The sequence below is a fragment of the Nocardia sp. NPDC004654 genome, from assembly GCF_040609595.1.
In the GTDB taxonomy this organism is placed as follows: domain Bacteria; phylum Actinomycetota; class Actinomycetes; order Mycobacteriales; family Mycobacteriaceae; genus Nocardia.
Genome location: NZ_JBEXKI010000001.1, coordinates 606443 through 625699, shown reverse-complemented (window position 1 = coordinate 625699; position 19257 = coordinate 606443). Strand labels below are relative to the sequence as shown.

The 19257-nt window shown below is 69.2% G+C and carries 18 protein-coding genes; 8 read left to right on the top strand and 10 right to left on the bottom strand.

All coding sequences use genetic code 11. The annotated features are described in order from the left end of the window. The first annotated feature begins 14 nt into the window (after positions 1–14). Positions 15–401 (top strand): cupin domain-containing protein, encoded by a 387-nt coding sequence (locus ABZV58_RS02795; protein ID WP_354998449.1) that lies wholly within the window; start codon positions 15–17, stop codon positions 399–401. 350 nt (positions 402–751) lie between these two features. Here the strand turns inward: ABZV58_RS02795 and ABZV58_RS02790 are convergent, their stop codons facing one another. Beyond that, complete coding sequence (locus tag ABZV58_RS02790; protein WP_354998448.1) at positions 752–1012, bottom strand: hypothetical protein; 261 nt, start codon at positions 1010–1012, stop codon at positions 752–754. Positions 1013–1084: 72 nt separating this feature from the next. Beyond that, entirely contained in the window at positions 1085–1492 is a 408-nt protein-coding gene (locus ABZV58_RS02785; RefSeq protein ID WP_354998447.1) for an SdpI family protein, read from the bottom strand. Positions 1493–1606: 114 nt separating this feature from the next. Between ABZV58_RS02785 and leuS the strand changes: the two genes are divergently transcribed. Beyond that, a complete protein-coding gene (gene leuS / locus ABZV58_RS02780; RefSeq protein WP_354998446.1) occupies positions 1607–4453 on the top strand; it encodes a leucine--tRNA ligase in 2847 nt (948 codons plus the stop codon). 173 nt (positions 4454–4626) lie between these two features. Here leuS and ABZV58_RS02775 read toward each other — a convergent pair whose 3' ends face one another. Next, positions 4627–5328, bottom strand: coding sequence for an SDR family oxidoreductase (locus tag ABZV58_RS02775; RefSeq protein ID WP_354999011.1), 702 nt, complete (start codon positions 5326–5328; stop codon positions 4627–4629). Between the two features lie 206 nt (positions 5329–5534). On the opposite strand from ABZV58_RS02775, the gene ABZV58_RS02770 reads away from it, so the two are divergent. Next, positions 5535–6872 (top strand): glycogen debranching protein, encoded by a 1338-nt coding sequence (locus tag ABZV58_RS02770; protein ID WP_354998445.1) that lies wholly within the window; start codon positions 5535–5537, stop codon positions 6870–6872. Between the two features lie 61 nt (positions 6873–6933). Here the strand turns inward: ABZV58_RS02770 and ABZV58_RS02765 are convergent, their stop codons facing one another. Both ABZV58_RS02765 and ABZV58_RS02760 read right to left on the bottom strand, forming a co-directional pair. Further along, a complete protein-coding gene (locus ABZV58_RS02765; protein WP_354998444.1) occupies positions 6934–7359 on the bottom strand; it encodes a hypothetical protein in 426 nt (141 codons plus the stop codon). After that, complete coding sequence (locus tag ABZV58_RS02760) at positions 7356–7613, bottom strand: hypothetical protein (RefSeq protein WP_354998443.1); 258 nt, start codon at positions 7611–7613, stop codon at positions 7356–7358. The genes ABZV58_RS02765 and ABZV58_RS02760 overlap by 4 nt, the downstream gene beginning before the upstream one ends. A gap of 100 nt (positions 7614–7713) precedes the next feature. Between ABZV58_RS02760 and ABZV58_RS02755 the strand changes: the two genes are divergently transcribed. After that, positions 7714–8439: a glycoside hydrolase family 25 protein gene (locus ABZV58_RS02755; RefSeq protein WP_354998442.1), complete on the top strand. Its 726-nt coding sequence runs from the start codon at positions 7714–7716 to the stop codon at positions 8437–8439. A gap of 87 nt (positions 8440–8526) precedes the next feature. Here ABZV58_RS02755 and ABZV58_RS02750 read toward each other — a convergent pair whose 3' ends face one another. The 3 genes from ABZV58_RS02750 to ABZV58_RS02740 form a co-directional block, all read right to left on the bottom strand. Next, complete coding sequence (locus ABZV58_RS02750; protein ID WP_354998441.1) at positions 8527–10593, bottom strand: PhoX family phosphatase; 2067 nt, start codon at positions 10591–10593, stop codon at positions 8527–8529. An 86-nt stretch (positions 10594–10679) separates the two neighbouring features. After that, complete coding sequence (locus tag ABZV58_RS02745; RefSeq protein ID WP_354998440.1) at positions 10680–11483, bottom strand: hypothetical protein; 804 nt, start codon at positions 11481–11483, stop codon at positions 10680–10682. Positions 11484–11608: 125 nt separating this feature from the next. Then, complete coding sequence (locus ABZV58_RS02740; protein ID WP_354998439.1) at positions 11609–12145, bottom strand: lipoprotein LpqH; 537 nt, start codon at positions 12143–12145, stop codon at positions 11609–11611. 134 nt (positions 12146–12279) lie between these two features. Here ABZV58_RS02740 and ABZV58_RS02735 point away from each other — a divergent pair, with 134 nt between their 5' ends. From ABZV58_RS02735 to ABZV58_RS02720, 4 genes are all read left to right on the top strand, one after another. After that, positions 12280–14010 (top strand): hypothetical protein, encoded by a 1731-nt coding sequence (locus ABZV58_RS02735; RefSeq protein ID WP_354998438.1) that lies wholly within the window; start codon positions 12280–12282, stop codon positions 14008–14010. Next, positions 14010–15002 (top strand): hypothetical protein, encoded by a 993-nt coding sequence (locus tag ABZV58_RS02730; RefSeq protein ID WP_354998437.1) that lies wholly within the window; start codon positions 14010–14012, stop codon positions 15000–15002. Before ABZV58_RS02735 ends, ABZV58_RS02730 begins: the two co-directional genes overlap by 1 nt. Further along, entirely contained in the window at positions 15002–16513 is a 1512-nt protein-coding gene (locus tag ABZV58_RS02725; RefSeq protein WP_354998436.1) for a tetratricopeptide repeat protein, read from the top strand. Before ABZV58_RS02730 ends, ABZV58_RS02725 begins: the two co-directional genes overlap by 1 nt. A gap of 163 nt (positions 16514–16676) precedes the next feature. Continuing rightward, on the top strand, positions 16677–17939 hold the full coding sequence (locus ABZV58_RS02720; protein WP_354998435.1) for a hypothetical protein: 1263 nt from the start codon (positions 16677–16679) through the stop codon (positions 17937–17939). An 81-nt stretch (positions 17940–18020) separates the two neighbouring features. On the opposite strand, the gene ABZV58_RS02715 is transcribed toward ABZV58_RS02720, so the two are convergent. Both ABZV58_RS02715 and ABZV58_RS02710 read right to left on the bottom strand, forming a co-directional pair. After that, complete coding sequence (locus tag ABZV58_RS02715; RefSeq protein WP_354998434.1) at positions 18021–18317, bottom strand: hypothetical protein; 297 nt, start codon at positions 18315–18317, stop codon at positions 18021–18023. A gap of 212 nt (positions 18318–18529) precedes the next feature. Then, the gene (locus tag ABZV58_RS02710) at positions 18530–19255 is read right to left on the bottom strand and encodes an amino acid ABC transporter ATP-binding protein (RefSeq protein ID WP_354998433.1); all 726 of its coding nucleotides are present in this window, start codon (positions 19253–19255) and stop codon (positions 18530–18532) included. Positions 19256–19257: the final 2 nt, after the last annotated feature.

Below are 19257 nucleotides of genomic sequence, written 5' to 3'. Positions count from 1 at the left end.
GGTTCGATGGGTGGGTGCGAATCCCACGTCTGCCCGCTCTGGCGCCCAACGCCGCGCCCGCGTCGGGCACCGCGAGCCGAGTACTCGCGCGCTTCACCATCGCAGGCCGCGACATCCTCCTGCGCCAGACAGTGATCGCTCCCGGCGGCACCAGTGGCTGGCACTACCACGACGGCACCCTCTTCGTCCTGGTCGCCCGCGGCACCCTCGACCACCCCGGCCCCGACGGCGCCCGTGTCATCTACCACCGCGGCCGAATGTTCCGTGAACCAAGTGGTCCCGAGTATCCCCACGTCGCCCGCAACCTCGGCCCCGCCCCGGTCACTCTCTTCGTCCTCTACCTCAACCCCAAGGACAGCCCACTCTCCCGCAGCATCCCACCACCCCCGGGCATCGACTGACCCGAATCGACGGGAGAGAAATGGGCAGCTACTCGCCCACCGGCGTCTCGGGCCGAACCCTGCTGGGGCGCAGATGTCAGCTACCGCCGCCGCAACCCCCGCCGCCTCCGCCGCAGCCGCTGCCACCACTACAGCTGCTGCCGCCGCCGCAGCCGCCGCACCGACCGTCACTGCCGCCGCCATCGCCGAAGTAGGTGAAGCCACCCGCACTTGCCGCGGCTCCCCAGCCTTTACCCCTGCCGCGGTGTCGCGACGAGGTGGGTAAGGGTGGGCGACCGAGCTTCACTCCGCCCGCCGCAACCGCCCCGCCCTTGTCCGCGACAACCGCATCGCGATGCGGCAGGCAGCGCTCAATCGCCTCCGCCTCCGCCACCACAGCCGCCTCCACCGCAGCCACCACCGCCCCCGCAGCCGCCGCCGTCGTCCGAGCCGCCGCTGTCACCAGCCCACCACCGCCCCCTCGGCCGAGCCGCGTTGCGCTTGATCTGGACGACACCGATCACCGCGAACACCGCGGCGATCGCGAAGATGACGCCCGCCACCGCGAGACCGTAGAAGTCGAGGATGGCGAAGCCGAGGACGGCGACGATCGTCGCCAGGACGAAGAACATAAAACCCCTCCGAAGGCGAATCGCCCGCTGATGAAGCTCAGGGTACGCGCAGGGAGGGGCTCGAGAAGTGGATCAGCTCGCGGGCTGGCAGGCGTCGCGCAGGGAGCACGCGCCGCAGGACTGGCCGCAGCCGCCGATGTCCTTCGCTGGCACGAGAGCGGCGATCGCCTCGCCCGCGGCGTTCGCGCCCGCACCCAGGGTGAACAGGGCGATGACGGCCGTGGCGCCGCCCACGACGAGAGCCACGACACCGCCCGCGGCGAAGGCGACCAGACCACCGGCGAACAGCAGCGCGCCCGCGGCGACCGAGGTCGGGGCGGCGACGCGGTTCGCGATGCGGAAGGTCTCTTCGGAGGTCAGCGCGGCTTCGGTGTGCACACCGACGAAGCGGTTGGGCGGGAGCTTGCCGATCAGTCCGAGCACGCCGGTCGCGATGGCTACGGCGGCCAACACGAACAGGACGAGAGCGACTACGAACACCTATGCAGGCTAGCGCACGGACTCGCGCCGCCCGATTTTCGGTCCCTCGGACCGCACGTTCTACCCTGTAATACGAAGTTTGTCCAGGATCGGCGAGAACAAGAAGGCAGGACCGTGCAGGACAGTCGTGCAACCGATAGCGATGTACCCCAGCACCGGTACAACGCTGACCTCGCGGGCCGCATCGAGCGCCGGTGGCAGCAGAACTGGGTGGAGCGTGGCACCTTCCACGCGCCGAACCCGACCGGCCCGCTCGCCGGGGACACTCCCGCGGACAAGCTGTTCGTCCAGGACATGTTCCCGTACCCGTCGGGCGCGGGCCTGCACGTAGGCCACCCGCTGGGCTATATCGCGACCGACGTGTTCGCGCGCTACCACCGCATGCACGGACGCAACGTGCTGCACGCGCTGGGCTACGACGCCTTCGGCCTGCCCGCCGAGCAGTACGCGGTGCAGACCGGCGCGCACCCGCGCGACACCACCGAGTCCAACATCGCCACCATGCAGCGCCAGCTGGACCGGCTGGGTCTCGGCCACGACCGGCGTCGCTCGTTCGCGACCACCGATCCCGAGTACTACCGCTGGACGCAGTGGATCTTCCTGCGCATCTACAACGCCTGGTACGACCTGGAGACCGGCCGTGCGCGCCCCATCGCGGACCTGGAGGAACAGTTCGCCTCCGGCGCGCGTCCCGCGCCCGACGGCAAGGACTGGGCCACCATGACCGCCGCCGAGCGCGCCGCGGTGATCGACTCGTATCGCCTGGTGTACCAGACCGATTCGATGGTCAACTGGTGTCCCGGTCTGGGCACCGTGCTGTCCAACGAGGAGGTCACGGCCGAGGGCCGCAGCGAGCGCGGCAACTTCCCGGTCTTCCGTAAGCGCCTGTGGCAGTGGATGATGCGCATCACCGCCTATTCGGACCGGCTGGTCGACGACCTGGATCTGCTGGACTGGCCGGAGAACGTGAAGGCCATGCAGCGCAACTGGATCGGTCGTTCGCGCGGCGCGCAGGTGAAGTTCGATTCGGACGCGGGCCAGATCGAGGTGTTCACCACCCGCCCCGACACCCTGTTCGGCGCGACCTACATGGTGCTGGCCCCCGAACACGAGCTGGTCGACCGGCTGACGGCGGCGCAGTGGCCGGAGAACACCGACCCGCGCTGGACCAACGAGAGCGCGGCGACTCCCGCCGACGCCGTCGCCGCCTACCGCAAGGCCATCGCCGCCAAGTCGGATCTGGAGCGCCAGGAGAACAAGGAGAAGACCGGCGTCTTCCTGGGCGCGTACGCCACCAATCCGGTGAACGGACAACGGATCCCGATCTTCATCGCCGACTACGTGCTGATCGGCTACGGCACCGGCGCGATCATGGCGGTGCCCGGCCACGATCACCGCGACCACGAATTCGCCACCGCCTTCGGCCTGCCGATCGTGGAGGTCATCTCCGGCGGCGACGTCGCCAACGGCGCCCATTCGGGCGAGGGCGAGCTGGTGAACTCCGATTACCTGAACGGTCTTTCGGTCGAGGAGGCCAAGGCGACCGTCATCGGCAGGCTGGAGGCCGACGGCCACGGCACCGGCACCATCCAGTACAAGCTGCGCGACTGGCTGTTCGCCCGCCAGCGCTACTGGGGCGAGCCGTTCCCGATCGTCTACGACGAGCAGGGCGCACCGCACGCGCTGCCGGAATCCATGCTGCCCGTGCGGCTTCCGGAGCTGGACGACTTCGCTCCGGTTACCTTCGATCCGGACGACGCGAGCTCCGAGCCCTCCCCGCCGCTGGCCAAGGCCACCGACTGGGTGCACGTCGAGCTGGATCTGGGCGACGGGCCGAAGAAGTACCGGCGCGACACCAACGTCATGCCGAACTGGGCGGGCAGCTCCTGGTACCAGCTGCGCTACGCCGACCCGACCAACCCGGAGGCGTTCTGCGCCAAGGAGAACGAGCAGTACTGGCTGGGTCCGCGCACCGCGGAGCACGGCCCGAGCGATCCGGGCGGCGTCGATCTGTACGTCGGCGGCGTGGAGCACGCGGTGCTGCACCTGCTGTACGCGCGCTTCTGGCAGAAGGTGCTCTTCGACCTGGGCGACGTGAGCAGCAGCGAGCCGTACCGGCGGCTGTTCAACCAGGGCTACATCCAGGCGCACGCCTACACCGACGAGCGCGGCGCGTACGTGCCCGCCGCCGAGATCGTCGAGCGCGACGGCAAGTTCTTCTGGACGGACGCGACCGGCGTCGAGATCGAGGTGTTCCAGGAGTACGGCAAGATCGGAAAGTCGTTGAAGAACGCCATCTCTCCGGACGAGATGTGCGATCTGTACGGCGCCGACACCTTCCGCTTCTACGAGATGTCGATGGGTCCCCTGGACACCTCGCGGCCGTGGGCGACCAAGGACGTCGTCGGCGCGCACCGGTTCCTGCAGCGGGTCTGGCGTCTGGTGGTCGACGAGGAGACGGGCGCGCTGCGCGTCACCGAGGACGCGCCGTCGGAGGAGACGCTGCGCCTGACGCACAAGACGATCGCGGGCGTCGACGAGGATCTCGCCGCGTTGCGCGACAACACGGCGGGCGCGAAGCTCATCGAGCTGACCAACCACCTGACCAAGAACTACCCGGACGGCGCACCGCGCTCGGCGGTGGAGCCGCTGGTGCTGATGCTGGCCCCGCTCTCCCCGCACATCGCCGAGGAGCTGTGGGAACGGTTGGGCCACAGCGTTTCCCTGGCGCACGGGCCGTTCCCGGTCGCGGATCCCGCGCTGCTGGTCGAGGACACGGTCGAGTACCCGATCCAAGTGAACGGCAAGGTGCGCAGCCGGATTCAGGTCCCCGCCGACGCCGACAACGCCGCCATCGAGGCGGCCGCGCTGGCCGACGAGAAGATCGCCGCCCTGCTGAACGGCGCCGCGCCGCGCAAGCTGATCGTGGTGCCCGGCCGCCTGGTCAACATCGTCGCCTGATCTCCCGACCGAAGGTGACCCCGAGCCCGGCGGACCGGCCGAATGTCACCTTCGGTCGGATGTCCGCGGCGTACGGCCGGGGTGGCGGCTGACGGTCACCGTCGGTCGTCAGCTGCGGCCGCGCAAGCCGCGCCGACGGCGGGGAGGCACACCGCCCACCGAACCGTGTCGGTTCAGCGGGCGATGGGCCGCAGCACGATTTCGGTCGGGTGCGCATCGCGCGGTGTCTCGACGGCGTGCCGCACCGCCGCCGCGACCGTCTCGGGGGTCAAGAACTCCTCCGGCCGGTACTCGCGGCCCTCGTTCGCGGTGATCTCCCGCTGCATGTCGGTGTCGATGCGGCCGGGGAAGATCGAGGTCACGCGCAGCGCGGGTTCCTCGAGGCGCAGCGCGTCGGCGAAGGCGCGCAACCCGAACTTGCTCGCCGCGTAGGAAGCCCAGCCAGCGTTGGCCCGCAACCCGGCGCCCGAATTGATCAGCACCACATGGCCGTTCGACGCGCGCAACGCGGGAAGCAGCAGCCTGGTCAGTTCGGCGACGGCGATGAGGTTGGCCTCCAAGGTGTTTCGCCACTGCTCCACCGAAGACTCCGCGATGGTGCCGAGATCGGCGATCCCGGCGTTGTGCACGAGCACGTCCAGCCGTTCGACCGCGCCGACCGCCGCGGCGACGGCCTCGTAATCGGTGAGCTCCACCGGCCACGCCGCCGCCTCCGGCAGCTCGGTGAGGATGTCGCGCAGCGCGTCTTTCGAGCGCGCGCCGAGCAGCAGCTCGTGTCCCGGCGCGAGTTCGCGGGCGATGGCCGCACCGAGCCCGCGGCTGGCTCCGGTGATCAACGCGGTCGGCTTCGGTGTGCTGGTGACGGCGGTGTTCATGCGCCCCACCGTAGTCGGCGCGCCGAAACCGACCTCGAATCCGTAGCACTGCGCCGATTCGTAGCGATGCACGCATACGTCGGTAACAATCTCCACAGACGGGGCATGCGAGAGTGAGATCCGCCGAACACCCGGTGCGCCGCGCTGCGACGCAACCCACCGCCGCTGATCGGGCATATCTGCGCGTCGGATCGCAGAATAGGGGGATGGCACATCCGGGTTTCACCCCAACTCAGCTCGCGGCGCGCGCCGCCTACCTGCTGCGGGGCAACGACCTGGGCACGATGACCAGCGCCGCGCCGCGCCTGTATCCGCACATGTGGAGCTGGGACGCGGCGTTCGTCGCGGTCGGACTCGCGCCGCTCAGCGTCGAGCGCGCCGTCGTCGAGCTGGACACGCTGCTCTCGGCGCAGTGGAAGAACGGGATGATCCCGCACATCGTGTTCGCCAACGGCGTGGACGGCTACTTCCCCGGCCCGGCCCGCTGGGAGTGCCGCAAGCTGGCCGCCAACGCGCCCGACGGACCGGACACCTCCGGCATCACCCAGCCGCCGGTGCACGCCATCGCCGTGCAGCGCATCCTCGATCACTCCCGGCGCCACGGCCGGAGCACCAGGGCCGTCGCCGAGGAATTCCTCAACCGCCGCTGGCCGGATCTGGTGCGTTGGCATCGCTGGCTCGCGCACGCCAGGGATCCGAAGGAGAACGGCCGGATCACGCTGTACCACGGCTGGGAGTCCGGCATGGACAACTCGCCGCGCTGGGACCGCGCCTACGAGCACGTCGTCCCCGGCGACCTGCCCGCCTACCGCCGCGAGGACGTGCTCGTCGTCTCCGATCCGACGCAGCGTCCCACCGACCGCGAGTACGACAGGTACCTCTGGCTGGTCGAGCAGATGCGTCGGGCCGGATACGACGACTACCAACTGGCCTCGACCATGAGCTTCGCCGTGCAGGACGTGTTCGTCACCGCGGTCTTCGCCCTGGCCTGCGAGGTGCTCGCCAACATCGGCGAAGAATACAGACAGCCGCACGCCGACGTGCGTGATCTCTACGCGTGGGCCGAGCGCTTCCGCGCGGGCGTCGTCGCCACCGCCGACGCGCGGACCGGCGCGGCCCGCGACTTCGACGTGCGCCTCCAGCGCTGGATCGATACCGACACCTTGGCGGTCTTCGCTCCGCTGCTGTGCGGCGGCCTGCCGCGCGACACCGAACGCAGCCTGCTTCGCCTGTTCGAGGGCCCGCGCTACTGCGGCCACCCGGACCTGCGCTACGCGCTGCCGCCCTCGACCTCTCCGGTCTCCAAGGACTTCCGGCCGCGCGAATACTGGCGCGGCCCGGTGTGGCCGGTGATGAGCTGGCTGTTCTCCTGGGTCTTCGCCCGCCGCGGCTGGGCCGAACGCGCCTTCATGCTGCGCGCCGAGGGGCTGCGGCAGGCCAGCGACGGCAGCTTCGCGGAGTACTACGAACCCTTCACCGGCGAACCGCTCGGCAGCATGCAGCAGTCGTGGACCGCCGCCTCGGTCCTGGACTGGCTCGGCTGAGGACACCGGCGGCGCGCGCTGTCTGCCCCGGCCGGCTACGACGGACAGCCTCGGCCTCCATCTAGTTCGCCTGCTCTGGCTCAGCGAGTTCGACCAGCTCGAGCGGCCACGGCAAGCCTTCCTCGAGCACCGCCCACCGCTTACGGTCGACGGTCACGATCGGCCAGTCGAGACGCTTCGACACGTAGATCGCGTGCGCGGCAGCGGAATCGGGTGGACTGCCGCAGACTCCGATCACACGGGACAACTCGGTGATTTGATCGGTGTGCACGAGAGGGTCGAGCTGCACGTGCTCGAGGCTGTCTATGACGCCGTCGATGTCGTCGCACTGCTCGTCCGAGAGCGCCGCCTGCGCCACCGCGAGCGTGATCGCCGGGACCGCCATTCTGATCTGCCGACCATCGAGGCCCGCGATCAAGCGAGCGACGTTGTCGCTGCCATGGCCGTACGCGTCGAGAATGGTGTCGTCGAACACGTATCCCGTCACCGGCGGCCCGCCTGTCGCTGCTCGGCGCGTTCGACCAGGTCCGCCACGGTCTGCTCCGCCCATGCCACCGCGACCGGATTGGCTTCCGCCCGAGCCAGACGCGCTTCCCACGCGAGCCGTTGCCGCGTCTTGACGTGTTCGTAGGAGTCGATCAGCTTCAGGATCGCCTCCTCCATCGTCTCGCCCTTCGCGGCGAGAGCAGCTAGACGATCCCGTGTCTCGCTGGACACCTTTACCGTGGTAGGCCCGTTCATACTTTGAGTATACCCCCCATACTCGAGGTATTCTCTCCTGCGATTGGACCACGGCGCGGCGGGTGAACGAAGACGAGGCGGCCGCCTAAGGTCGAAGGGCATGGACAGCACTCGTTGGAGAACGACCCGCAGTCTTGCGTTGTCCACGATCGTGGTGGGCAGCATCCTTTCGGCGACCGGGCAGACGGCGGCCGCGCCGGTCGGGCCGGACGTCTCGTCCTGGCAGCACATCGACGGCCGGTTGATCGACTGGTTCGCGGTCAAACGGTCCGGCCACGACTTCGCCATGGTCAAGGCGACCGAGGGCCTGAGCTACATCAATCCCTACTTCGTTCCGGACAGTCTTTTGATGCGGGCGGCGGGCATCGCGCGCGGCACGTACCACTACGCGCGACCGCAGCTGCCGCCGGAACCGCAGGCCGTGCTCTACGCGGCGACGGTGCTCGGGCAGAACGGTCCGCTGGACCTGCCGCCGGTGCTCGATCTCGAGCACTCCGGCGGTCTTTCCCCCGCGGCGCTGATCAACTGGACGCACCGCTATCTGAACACGGTGCAGGTGCTGACCGGCCGGGTGCCGATCATCTACACCTATCCGAACTTCTGGAAGACCGCGATGGCGAATACCAGCGAGTTCACCCGCTATCCGCTGTGGATCGCCGACTACCGCGACAACCCACAACCCGAGGTCCCCGGCGGCTGGCCGACCTGGACGTTCTGGCAGACCACCGACAGCGGCAGCATCCCCGGTATCGCGGGCCGCACCGATCTGAACGTATACAGCGGCGCCCAAGGGGATTTCGCCCGATTCGCCAATATGGGTGGCTGAACGAGAGAACGCCCCCAGCCGTCCGATCCGGCTGGGGGCGAAGAGTCTCCGGCTGTCGCAGTACCGAAAGTTCTGCGACAGAGCGGATTACACGCCGATCCGGCCGCCGTCCTTCTTCCACACCACCGCGACGGACGGCCGCGGCTGCGCGGAACCCCCGTCGGGCCAGTGCGAGAACGGGTTCTCGGGGGTGGCGTCGTCGGACTCGCCCGGGTGCTGCACGCACACGATCACCCGCGACTCGGTGACGATCGGACCGCAAGTCTCCGCGCCGCGCGGCACGGTCAAGAACTGTTTGGTCTCACCGCGATTCGCGCCGTCCAGCACCACCGAGAAGAGACCGTCGTTGGACTTCAACGCATTGCCGTCGGTGGAGATCCACAGGTTGCCGTACGGGTCGAAGGCCAGGTTGTCCGGGCAGGAGATCGGGCTCACCTTGGTCTTGTCGAACCCGGCGTAGTAGGTGTCCGCCGCGTTCGGGTCACCGCAGACCAGCAGCAGCGACCAGGTGAACTCGGTGCCGGTGTGATCGTCGTCGATCTCCAGAACCTGGCCGTTCTTGTTGAGGTTGCGCGGATTCGCCTCGTCGGCGCCCGCCTTGCCCTCCTTGCCGCGGTTGTCGTTGTTGGTCAGCGCGACGTACACCTTGCCGGTGTAGGGGTTGGCCTCGAAGTCCTCCGGACGGTCCATCTTCGTGGCGCCGACCTTGTCGGCCGCGAGCCGGGTGAACACCGCGACCTCTTCGGCGGTCATGCCGTCGACCAGCGACTTGCCCTTGCCCTCGGCATTCGTCTCCAGCAGCGGAATCCACTGCCCCTTACCGGTGAAGCCCTTGTCCGACGGCTTGGCTCCGGTGCCGTCGATCTTGTCCGCGTGGTCACCGGTGAGCTTGGCGACGTACAGCGTCCCCGCGTCGAGGATGGTCATGTTGTGCCGCCTGCTCGCCGCGCCGGTGCCGGACTGCACCTTGCGGGACGACACGAATTTGTACATGTAGTCGAACCGTTCGTCGTCGCCGGTGTAGGAGACGACGTCGCCGCCCTTGGTGACGTAGATGTTCGCGCCCTCGTGCTTGAGCCTGCCCATGGCCGAGTGCTTGACCGGCGTCGAGTTCGGGTCCCACGGGTCGATCTCGACGACGTAGCCGAATCGGTTGGCCTCGTTGGGTTCCTGGGCCAAGTCGAAGCGCTTGTCGGCCCGCTCCCAGAGGTTGGCCGTCGCGCCCGCGGCGAAACCGTAGCGCTTGGCGCGCGCGACAGCGGCGTCACCGCCCGCGGGCTTGTCGCCGTTGGCGAAGTAGCCGTGGAAGTTCTCCTCGCCGGAAAGCACGGTGCCCCACGGTGTTACGCCGCCCGCGCAGTTGGCGAAGGTGCCGAGCACCTTGGTGCCCGTCGGGTCGGCGGAGGTCTTCACGAACTCGCTGCCCGCGGCGGGGCCGGTGAGGGTGAACTCGGTCGTGGCAGTGATGCGGCGGTTGTACTTGCCGAAGACCGGCGTCAGCTTGCCGGTGCCGGACTCGCCCTCGACCTCGACGACGGTCAGGCCGTGCGCAGCCATGGTGATGGCGAGCTGCTCGGGTGAAGGGTTCGCTTTGTCGTAGCCGCGGAACATGTGCGGCGCGGTGGTGTACTCGTGGTTGACCACGAGCAGGTAGCTGTTGGCCTGGCCCTCGATGGGCAGCAGGGCCGCGAAGTCGTTGTTGTAGCCGAACTGCTCGGCCTGCGCGGCGGCGGTCTGCCGGTCGAAGTCGAAGGCGGGAGCGTCGGCGAAAATCGGGTCGCCCCAACGGATCACGACCGACTGCTCGTAGCCCTCCGGTACGACGACGGCGTCTTCCTTGTTGGGCGCGACCGCGGTGAAGTTGGTTCCGGTGCCGGGCGGGCCGGCCGGGGTGGTTCCGGTGGAGCCTGCGGCCTCGTCGTCGCCGCAGGCCGCGAGCGCGGAGGCGGCGCCGACCGCGAGAACCGCGGCCGCGCCGCCCTTGATCAGCCCACGCCGGTTCAGTGAGCTGACGATGTCGCCGAAGTACTCGCCGCCCGAGGTGTTGGGCGTCTCGTGGAAGCACGCGTTGGCGCATTTGTACTCGCAGGTCACGGCGGCGCGCGCGGAGCGGCCGTCGTGCTGCACGAAGAGGGCGAGTGGTTTCAAGGTCACGATCACTCCTGCTCTGGGCTGTCGGCCGCACGGTAAACGTCGCAGGCTATTCCCAGGAAACACCCAGGTGAACAGCCGACCACGTCTCAGGCGTTCACCGGAACCGCGATGACCACCTCCTGCTCGTTCTCCGGCAGGTAGTGCACCTGCACGATCCTGCCCACCTGCACGTTACCCACGCTGGCCGGTGGCAGGAACTTCTCGGCGCTGGTGCGGAAGGTGCTGCCGTCGGGCCTGGTGACGGCGAGCCCGATCACCACCTTGGAGTAGCCGTCCCGAATCTCGCCGGGCACCGACAGCGACTGCACCACCGCCTGCGCCGCGATGCCGCGCGCCGCGATGTCCAGCTTGGCCTTGGTGGTGAAGCCCTTGCGAATCATGGATTCGTTCATCACCCGCTGCGCCTCGACGCTGTCGCCGGAGAGATCGACCTCGACCTTGTCGGTGCGGTCCGGCAGGTAGCGCACTGGCAGCACGACGCCGGGGCGCAGCAGGGCCAGTTCGGTGAGCGGCACGATCATCTTCGCGGCGGAGTCGAAGACCTTGCCGTCCACGCCCTCGACGCTGAATTCGATGCGGATCTGCGGCTGGTCGTTGACGGTCAACCCGGTCTGCCGGAACGACTTCACGGTGCCGATGCCGAGCAGCCCGCCGCGAAATTCCGTGGTGTTGAGGCCGGTGAAGGCGGACATGATGCCCTCACCCGTGAAGGCGAAGACCATCACCACAAGGGTGAACGCGACGATCGGCAGGGCGATGAAGCCGTTGAGCCAGGCCGTGAAGCCGGGCTCCCACGGGCTGCTCGGTTCGTAGGTGAGGCCCTGCCAGAGGTAGAGGCCGATCGCGGCGAGGCCGAAGACGATCGCGGCGGCGCGCAGTTTGGTTGCCATGGTGTGCTCCTTGGATTTTGGTCGGTCGGACGTTCCGAGTTCCGGGCCACCCCGTCGTCCCGTCCTGGCGCACCCCTCGGTGGCGCCGGGCTCGCGGGACGACGGGGAGCCGAGCAGTCGGACCGTCAGGCGCCGACGATGGTCGAGCAGGCGAAGGTGATGTCGAAGGTCGAGGTCGAGGGGCCCGCGAGCGGGTTGGTCAGGTCGGGAGCGCCGACGCCCTCGCCGGTCACCTTGAAGGTGTTGCCGTCCTTCACGAGCTTCGCCGAACCGCCCGGCTGGCCGTTGCCGTAACCGACCGCGTAGGGCAGACCCGAGGAGCCGCCCTGGCTGCCCGCGATGCCGACGGCCTGCACGGTGTCGCCGGTGATGGTGGCGCTGACCGACAGCTGGCCGTAGGTGGCGTTGTTGTTGTCGGTCAGCGCGAGGGCCAGGGTGTCGCCCTGCTTGGCGCAGGTGGTGTCGAACGTGCCGTTCAGCGCCTTGCCGTCGACCAGCGCCGCGGACTTGCCGGAGGCCGGCCCCGCGGGTGCGGCGGCGGTGGTCTGCTGCGAGGTCGCGGGCGAGCTCTTCGTGGAGTCGTCACCGCAGGCGGTGAGGAAGCCGGTGAGCGCGAGGGCGGCGAGGGCGGCGGTGCCGATGCGGAAGTTCTTGGCGTTCATGGTGATCTGTTCCTGTCTGTCTCGGTTGGTCCGGCCCCGTGTAGGCCGTTGTGAGAAAGGTAGGAATCGCGCGCCGCCTACCGATCCCAGGTTTCGGCGGCCCGAACCGACCACAGGTCCGTTAACCTGGTCGAATGCGACGACCGCGCGCCATGGTGCTCGACGAGGTGTGGCGCAAGCTCGACGGTGTCGAAGCACTCAGCGGCCCACAGGGTGGACCGCTGCGCCGTACCGTCAAACTCGTGCTCGACCCGCTGGTCATCCGGCCCGTGCAGCATCCGAGTTGCGCGGGCGCGATCCTGACCGCGGACGGCGCGACGCTGCTCGCCACCCGGATATACGCCGCCGCCGACGTGCTGCGCGCCACCGCCGCCTGGTTCACGCTGCTCAAACAGGTCCGCCGCGCGCTGCGCATCACCGAGGGCAATCCCCAGGATCTCTACTTCCAGCGCTGTTTCGAGCTCGCGACGACCGCGGGGCACCCGGATCCGGTGCGAGACCGGCAGTCCGCGGAGGCCGCGCTACGCGATATCCACGAATTCGCGGCGGGCCGAACCACGCAGGCGCTCAAGGACCATCTCACCGACGCGGAGACGGCTCGGGAGTTGGGCGGGTTGATCGAGATCGCCTGGCGGCGGCGTCCGGTGGGGGCGGTCGGCGGTGACCACACCGCGGCGTTCGAGGAGCTGCTCGACACGTGCGCGAACAGTCGGGTGACCGGTGACGGTCAGCCAGAACTGAACCGCCTCGTCGCGGCGCACGCGGGCACCCATTCCGGTATCGACCTCTGGCACAGGGCATCCGGCGACAGCGCGAACGAACTCGGGCTCACCGCACACCCACTGCCGCACCCGCCCGCGCTCGGCGCGTCGGCATCCAAGGCGGATCTGGGGCTGCCGTTCGACCGCACGATCTACGAACGGGTCTTCACGGTGTTGCAGGCATCGAGCGAACGCGCTGAGCTACCGCCGATTCCGGAGCTGGTCACCGACGAGATCGCCCGCAGTTGTGCGCCGTGGGCGCTGCTGGACGAGACGCTGCGGGTGGCTGCTGCTACCGGAGCCGCGCTGGCCTTGGGGCTTTCGCCGTTCGGCGTGATGTCGGGCGAGAGCGTCGGGCGGGTGCGCCATTTGGCCGACGCGGCACGGGCGGAGGACCGGGGCGGCGTGGCGATGGCCGAACGGTCGGGGCGCGGCGGCGCAGCGCACATCATGCGGCCCGATCGCGACCATGCGGCGGGCGCCCCGCCAGTGGAACGCGGCAGCGCAGCAGACGCCTCCCATACGGATCACAGTGGCGCGGCATACTCCACGCGGCCGGATCGAGGTGGCGCAAGGGACACAACGCGGGCGGAACACAGTGGCGCGAACGACGTAACCCGGCCGGATCCCGGCGGTGCGCGGAGCGTCGCTGAGGCGGATCGGGGTAGCGCGGCAGACAGCACGCGGCAGGACGCCAGCGGCGCAGCGGACACCGCACGCGGTGCCTGGCAGGTCGTAGCACCGGGTCGGGTAGCCCGCGAAACTGCGGCGCATCAGGCGATCAACAACCGCTGGCGGCGGGAAGCCTATGTGCTGCAAGCGCGGCGGCTGACGGTGCACGAGGCCGGGGAAGCGAGCGGTCCGCTAGCGCAGATCGCCGCGGAACTCCGCACACCGTGGCGGCCCTACCTGCGACGGCTCTGGGTTCGGTTGCACGGACGCGATGTTCGCGCGGCTCCGGTGGAAGAACCCGATGAGCTGTGGGATCTGCTGGATGGCGTGGCCCGCTCGGTCATCCTCGATCACCGCACCAAGGTGAAGAACGCGCTGAGCGCGAATGCGGTCGCGGGAGAGTTCGGTTCGACGGAATCGAGGGCGAGCTGATGAACGCGGTGCTCGTGCGCGAACAGTCGAATGGAATCTGGACCGTCGCTACTCGTGGCGCGCCAACGGTTTTGGATGACGCGCCCGCGCTGGACACCCTGGTATTGGAGGTGCTCGGCGGCCATCTCAGCTGGAGCCTGCTTGCCGACGAACAGGTACCGGCTGCCGTGCTGCACGACCCCGACGTCGCGCAGGAATGGTTGTGGGCCGTTTACGGCGAACGCGTCGCACTGACCGTCGCCGACAAGCGAACCGGTGAACTCCCGGCCGAGCCCGCGCTACCCGCCCTGGTGACCCGGGCCAGGCGGCTGGCCTACGCGCACTGGGCGGCCCGATGGTGGCCCGCGTCCACCATCGACGGAATTCCGGCACTCGATCAGGGCTTGCTCGATACCGAGATCGCTACGCTCACCGAAGAATGCGAGTCGCTGGTGGACGGCGTAGACGCGCACTTCGAGCCGGTGACCGCAGCCTCCGCCGCGCTCGGCCGGGCAGCGGATTACGCGCTGGCCGCCGGGCCGGGTGCACGGCACGGCGAGCTGGTCTTCGGGCGAGGCAGCAGCGGGTGGGATTGGCGGCGTTGCCCGCCCGGCTTGGTCGATGCCTCCGAACGCGCGGTGTCCTGGGAGTTGACCAGGGCCGAGGGCGCGACGCTCGTGCGGGTTCGAGCGGTGGCCGCTCCCCAACTGATCACCGCGCCCGCGCATTTGCGACCACGTGCGTCACTCGACACCGCGGCAGGTGTGGTCGACACGGAACTCGAGCTGTTCGGCGACACCTGGCAGGGTGCGGCGTCGGTTTCGTCGGACGAAGTCGCCGCGGTGCGGGTCTACGTTCCCGGCGTGGGCCCTGCGGAGCTGGGCGCTGCTGAACGCGAAGAGCGGCAACGTATTCGCGATTTCGCGATCGCTCGGCTCGGCCGTGCCGGGGCTGGCGACGAAGACGCGCTGCTCGCGGAGACCAGCGCCGCCGCAACGGATTCGGACTTCTGATGAGTGACGAAGCGCCGCCAGGCCTGGAACTGCTCTACGAGGGGGCCGCCGCCTATCAGCGTGGTGAGGTCGCGGAGGCGCTGCGCATCTTCGAGCACGCGGTAAGCACCACCTCCGACGGCGTGCGGGTCAGCGCGCTGGTGAACGCGGCGAGCATGTGCGACGAGCTCGGCGACCACGCGGGCGCGGTGGTCCGATTCCGGTCGGCGCTGGCGGAGATTCCCGAGGACGCCGTCGAGAAGCGCGCGTCTACGCTCGTCAACTACTCGCAAGCGCTCCAGCACCTCGGCGAACTCGACGACGCGCAAGCGGCGCTCGAGCAGGCCAGGGCGCTGCTCGCGGACAATCCCGAATTCGGAGCGCTGCGCGTGCCGTGCCTGCTCTCGCTGACGGCGGTCGCGTTCCACCGGGCCCAATGGGTGCGCGTCATCGAACTCGCCACTGAAACACTCGACGTCGCGAAGCTTTTCGCGCCGCACCTCGCCGGTCATCCGCTGATGAACCTGGCGGGCGCGTACTTCGAGACCGGACGCAGGGAACTCGGCATCGACTTCGCCGAACAAGCGCTGGCCGCGTTCGAGGCGGCGGGCGACCGCAACGCGGTGGCGGAAACCCAGCAGAATCTCGCGACGCTGTACACCAGGGTCGACCGGTTCGAGGCGGCGGAGGAGCCGCTGCGGGCGAGCCAGGAGTACTTCGAACAGGCCGGACTCGAGTATCGCGCCGGAGTCGGGCTCAGGATCATGGGATTCGTCGCCGAACAACGCGACGACGAACAGGCCGAGGCGCTGTACCGGCGCAGCCTGGCCTGCTTCGAGGCGTCCGGCGCGGCGCTGGACGTCGCCGCGGTGCAGACCCGCCTCGCGACGGTGGCGTTCAAAGGGTTCCGTGTCGACGAGGGGCAGCAGTTGCTCGCCGCCGCGTTCGACGCGTACGCCTCGCGCGGCCTCGGATTGCACTGCGCGCAGGTCGATTTCTGGCACGCCGTGCTGCTGGAGGCGCTCATCGACAGCGTGGACTCGCCGACACCCGAGCTGCTGGCGCTGGCGCGCGATGTCGCCGTGCCCGCGGCGATCGCCATCGACGCCGTGCGATACACGCTGCCAAACGGCAACCAGCGCGCCCAGTGGAATCGCGAGATCGCCGACCCGGCCATGCGTTTGGCGTTCCGATTCGCCTACCTCTGCGGCGACGGACCGCTCATCGCGGATCTCATCGAAACGCAATGCGCTGGAACCACCTTGGATGTCGAGGCGACGGACCACCAACCCCGTCCCCAGCTTCCGCTCGAACCGCTGTCGCCGATCGAGACTTCCCCGTCGGTAGGTGATTCCGCGCTCCAACTCGGATCGGCGTTGGCCAAGGTCGCCGCCGCGGCGGGTTTGCGAGTAGCGCCACCGCCACGGTTGGCAGTCGCGCCCGACGGGCACATCGCGCTCGCCGAGTACATCGCCGCCGCCGAGGGGCGTTATGGGCGCGCGGTACGGGAGGGACGGGTGCTGGCGGTATGAGTGAACCGAGAGACGAGGCCCGGTCGATGGCAGCGACCACGCAGGCCGGATCGGCGGCGGGTCGCGGCGCATGGTCGGACTTCCGCGCGCGGGTGCGGTGGACTCGCGGCGCGACTGGTCGGCGGCCTGGGTCAGCACGGCGCGAGGGCCATGGGGCTCGACCATGACGACATCCGACCAACCGACGGTCGTAGTACGGATGGCCGATGCCGGTGACGTCTACATGTCCTGGCGGTGGGAGGACGATTCCGCGCCGCGCGGCGCCGCGATGCTGCCGGGTGATCCGATCACGGAGGCCGTGCGGGCGCTGACCGACGCGCTGCCGAACCCCACCGTGCCCGGCGGGCTCGAGCACGCCCTCACGGCCGGAGCCTTCGCCTCGCCCGATGCGGAATACGCACTCGCACAGTCGCTTTCTCGGGCGCTGCTGCCGTACGGCCTCGCGGAGCAGTTGCACGGGCTGTACACGCGCGGAGTCCGTCCGCACATCCGGCTGCAACCCTCGCCGCGGGTGGCGCAGGTGCCGTGGGAGATCATCGCGCCCGATCCCGCCTTGCGGCTCGTCGATTTCGCCGACGTCAGCCTGCTCGCGCCCGCCGGTGTAGTGCACGCGCCGGATCGTCGCGCGCGCTCTTGGGCCACCGACCATGAGCTGCCCGTGGTGGCGGTCCTCGATCCGCGGGTGCCGGGTTTTCGTGCCGACTCCGCCCTCGGTTCGGTCCTCGGGCGGATGGACGGCACCGGCCCGCTGGCCGAGCGCGTCGCCGAACACATTGCGGGGCAACGCCTCCGGCCTGTGGTGGCAGATCCCGTGGAAGTCTTCCGACGCACCGACTTGGATCGCGCGTGGCTCTCCGAAACGCTCCGCGCGGGGGCTTCGCGGCTGATCTACGTCGGTCACGTCACGGCCGCGACCCCGGAATCCGGTCAGAGCGAGAACGCCGAACTACACCTGGCCTGCACCGCAGACACCACCGGTTTCGCCGAACCGCTGCGCGCGCACCGCCCGCTCTCCGCCAAGGACCTCCTGCTCGGCACGCACACCCTGGACCCAGAACCGGTTGCGGGGCCGGACCTTTGGCCGATTCCGAGCCGGGTCGCCCTGATCGCCTGCGAAAGCGGCGGCGACCTCCGCTTCACCGAAGCGCTCGGCCTCATCGCCGCCATGATCAACGGCGGCGCCGAACTCGTCACCGCCACCCGCTGGCCACTCCCCACCGACCTGGCCTTCCAACGCCTCGCGGGCGCCACCACCGCCACCCCGCTACAAGACCTCATCCGCGCCATCGACACCGCCCACGACCACCCCAACCCCCTACTCCCCCTCACCACCTGGCACCGCACCCGCCTCACCACCTGGCGCGAAACCGGCGCCATCCACCACTCCCCCCTCCTCTGGTCCGCAATAGCCACCTTCCACACCTGACCCCACCCGCTCGAAGCGATGCTCGAGCGGTATGCGGAGGCGTTGAGGATTGGAGCAGGGGCTAGGCGGACCGGCCGGGGGTCAGTGTTCGTCGTAGTGACCGTTGTGGGGCGCGTGGCGGTGGCCGTCGTGGATGTAGTCGATGTGGTCGCCGTGGGGAACGGCGACGTGGCCGCAGCCTTCACCGTGCACGTGGTCGTGGTTCGCGGCTTCGGTGTGACCGGAGGGTTCGCATTCGTCGAAGTGGCCGTCGTGGGCGCGGTGCAGGTGGCCGTCGTGGACGTAGTCGATGTGGTCGCCGTGCGGGACGGCGACATGGCCGCAGCCCTCGCAGTGGGTATGCGCGTGGCCGGTGTGCTCGGAGTGTGCCGCAGTCATCAGAAAGCCTTCTTCCATCGTGATGGACAGGTGTATCTGTGAACAAGAACACATTAACACTTACGCATGAATAGCGGTTGCCGAGCGTGCGCTGCGGGGACCGCTCGATGCGCGAGCAGGGCGGCTTATCGGGCCACAGATTCCGCCGAAGCACCGCACCCCGGGGAGCGTCGCCGAAGGACGGCGGGCCCGCGGCGAACAGCGGCGGCTGCTCACAGCACCTGCGACAGAAACTTTCGCAACCGCGGCGTCTCGGCCGCGTCGAACAACGCCTCCGGCGCGCCGGTCTCAACCACCTGTCCCTGGTCCATGAAGACCACCTTGTCCGAGACGCTGCGCGCGAACCCCATCTCGTGCGTCACCACGATCATCGACATGCCGCCCGAGGCCAGCTCGCTCATCAGTCCGAGCACGCCCTTGACCAGCTCGGGATCCAGTGCCGAGGTGGCCTCGTCGAAGAACATGATCTCCGGCCGCATGGCCAGCGCGCGGGCGATCGCGACCCGCTGCTGCTGGCCGCCGGAGAGGTTTCCCGGACGCGTGTCGGCCTTGTCGGCCAGCCCGACGATCTCGAGCTGCTCGATCGCCAGCGCCCGCGCCGCGTCCTTCGACAGGCCGCGCAGCTTGCGCGGCCCGAGCGCGATGTTGTCCGCGACCGTCTTGTGCGGGAACAGGTTGAAGTGCTGGAACACCATGCCGATGCGCTGGCGCAGCCGGTCCGGGTCCTCCCGCAGCACCGACTTCCCGTCCAGCAGCACGTCACCGCGGTCGGGCTCGTGCAGCCGGTTGAGCACCCGGAGCAGGGTCGATTTGCCGGAGCCCGACGGCCCGATGACAGTGGTGGTCGTGCCCGCGTCGACGTGGATATCGATACCGCGCAGCACGTGGTTGCGGCCGAGGGTCAGGTGCAGGCCGGTTCCGGTCAGAGATGCACTCATGG

Bases quoted from the DNA above. Each gene is read 5' to 3' on its own strand.
- ABZV58_RS02735 (WP_354998438.1), top strand. From the start codon at position 12,280: ATGCGACGACCGCGCGCCATGGTGCTCGACGAGGTGTGGCGCAAGCTC.
- ABZV58_RS02720 (WP_354998435.1), top strand. From the start codon at position 16,677: ATGACGACATCCGACCAACCGACGGTCGTAGTACGGATGGCCGATGCC.
- ABZV58_RS02755 (WP_354998442.1), top strand. From the start codon at position 7,714: ATGGACAGCACTCGTTGGAGAACGACCCGCAGTCTTGCGTTGTCCACG.
- ABZV58_RS02715 (WP_354998434.1), bottom strand. From the start codon at position 18,317: ATGACTGCGGCACACTCCGAGCACACCGGCCACGCGCATACCCACTGC.
- ABZV58_RS02730 (WP_354998437.1), top strand. From the start codon at position 14,010: ATGAACGCGGTGCTCGTGCGCGAACAGTCGAATGGAATCTGGACCGTC.
- ABZV58_RS02770 (WP_354998445.1), top strand. From the start codon at position 5,535: ATGGCACATCCGGGTTTCACCCCAACTCAGCTCGCGGCGCGCGCCGCC.
- ABZV58_RS02740 (WP_354998439.1), bottom strand. From the start codon at position 12,145: ATGAACGCCAAGAACTTCCGCATCGGCACCGCCGCCCTCGCCGCCCTC.
- ABZV58_RS02790 (WP_354998448.1), bottom strand. From the start codon at position 1,012: ATGTTCTTCGTCCTGGCGACGATCGTCGCCGTCCTCGGCTTCGCCATC.
- ABZV58_RS02760 (WP_354998443.1), bottom strand. From the start codon at position 7,613: ATGAACGGGCCTACCACGGTAAAGGTGTCCAGCGAGACACGGGATCGT.
- ABZV58_RS02745 (WP_354998440.1), bottom strand. From the start codon at position 11,483: ATGGCAACCAAACTGCGCGCCGCCGCGATCGTCTTCGGCCTCGCCGCG.
- ABZV58_RS02710 (WP_354998433.1), bottom strand. From the start codon at position 19,255: ATGAGTGCATCTCTGACCGGAACCGGCCTGCACCTGACCCTCGGCCGC.
- ABZV58_RS02725 (WP_354998436.1), top strand. From the start codon at position 15,002: ATGAGTGACGAAGCGCCGCCAGGCCTGGAACTGCTCTACGAGGGGGCC.
- ABZV58_RS02775 (WP_354999011.1), bottom strand. From the start codon at position 5,328: ATGAACACCGCCGTCACCAGCACACCGAAGCCGACCGCGTTGATCACC.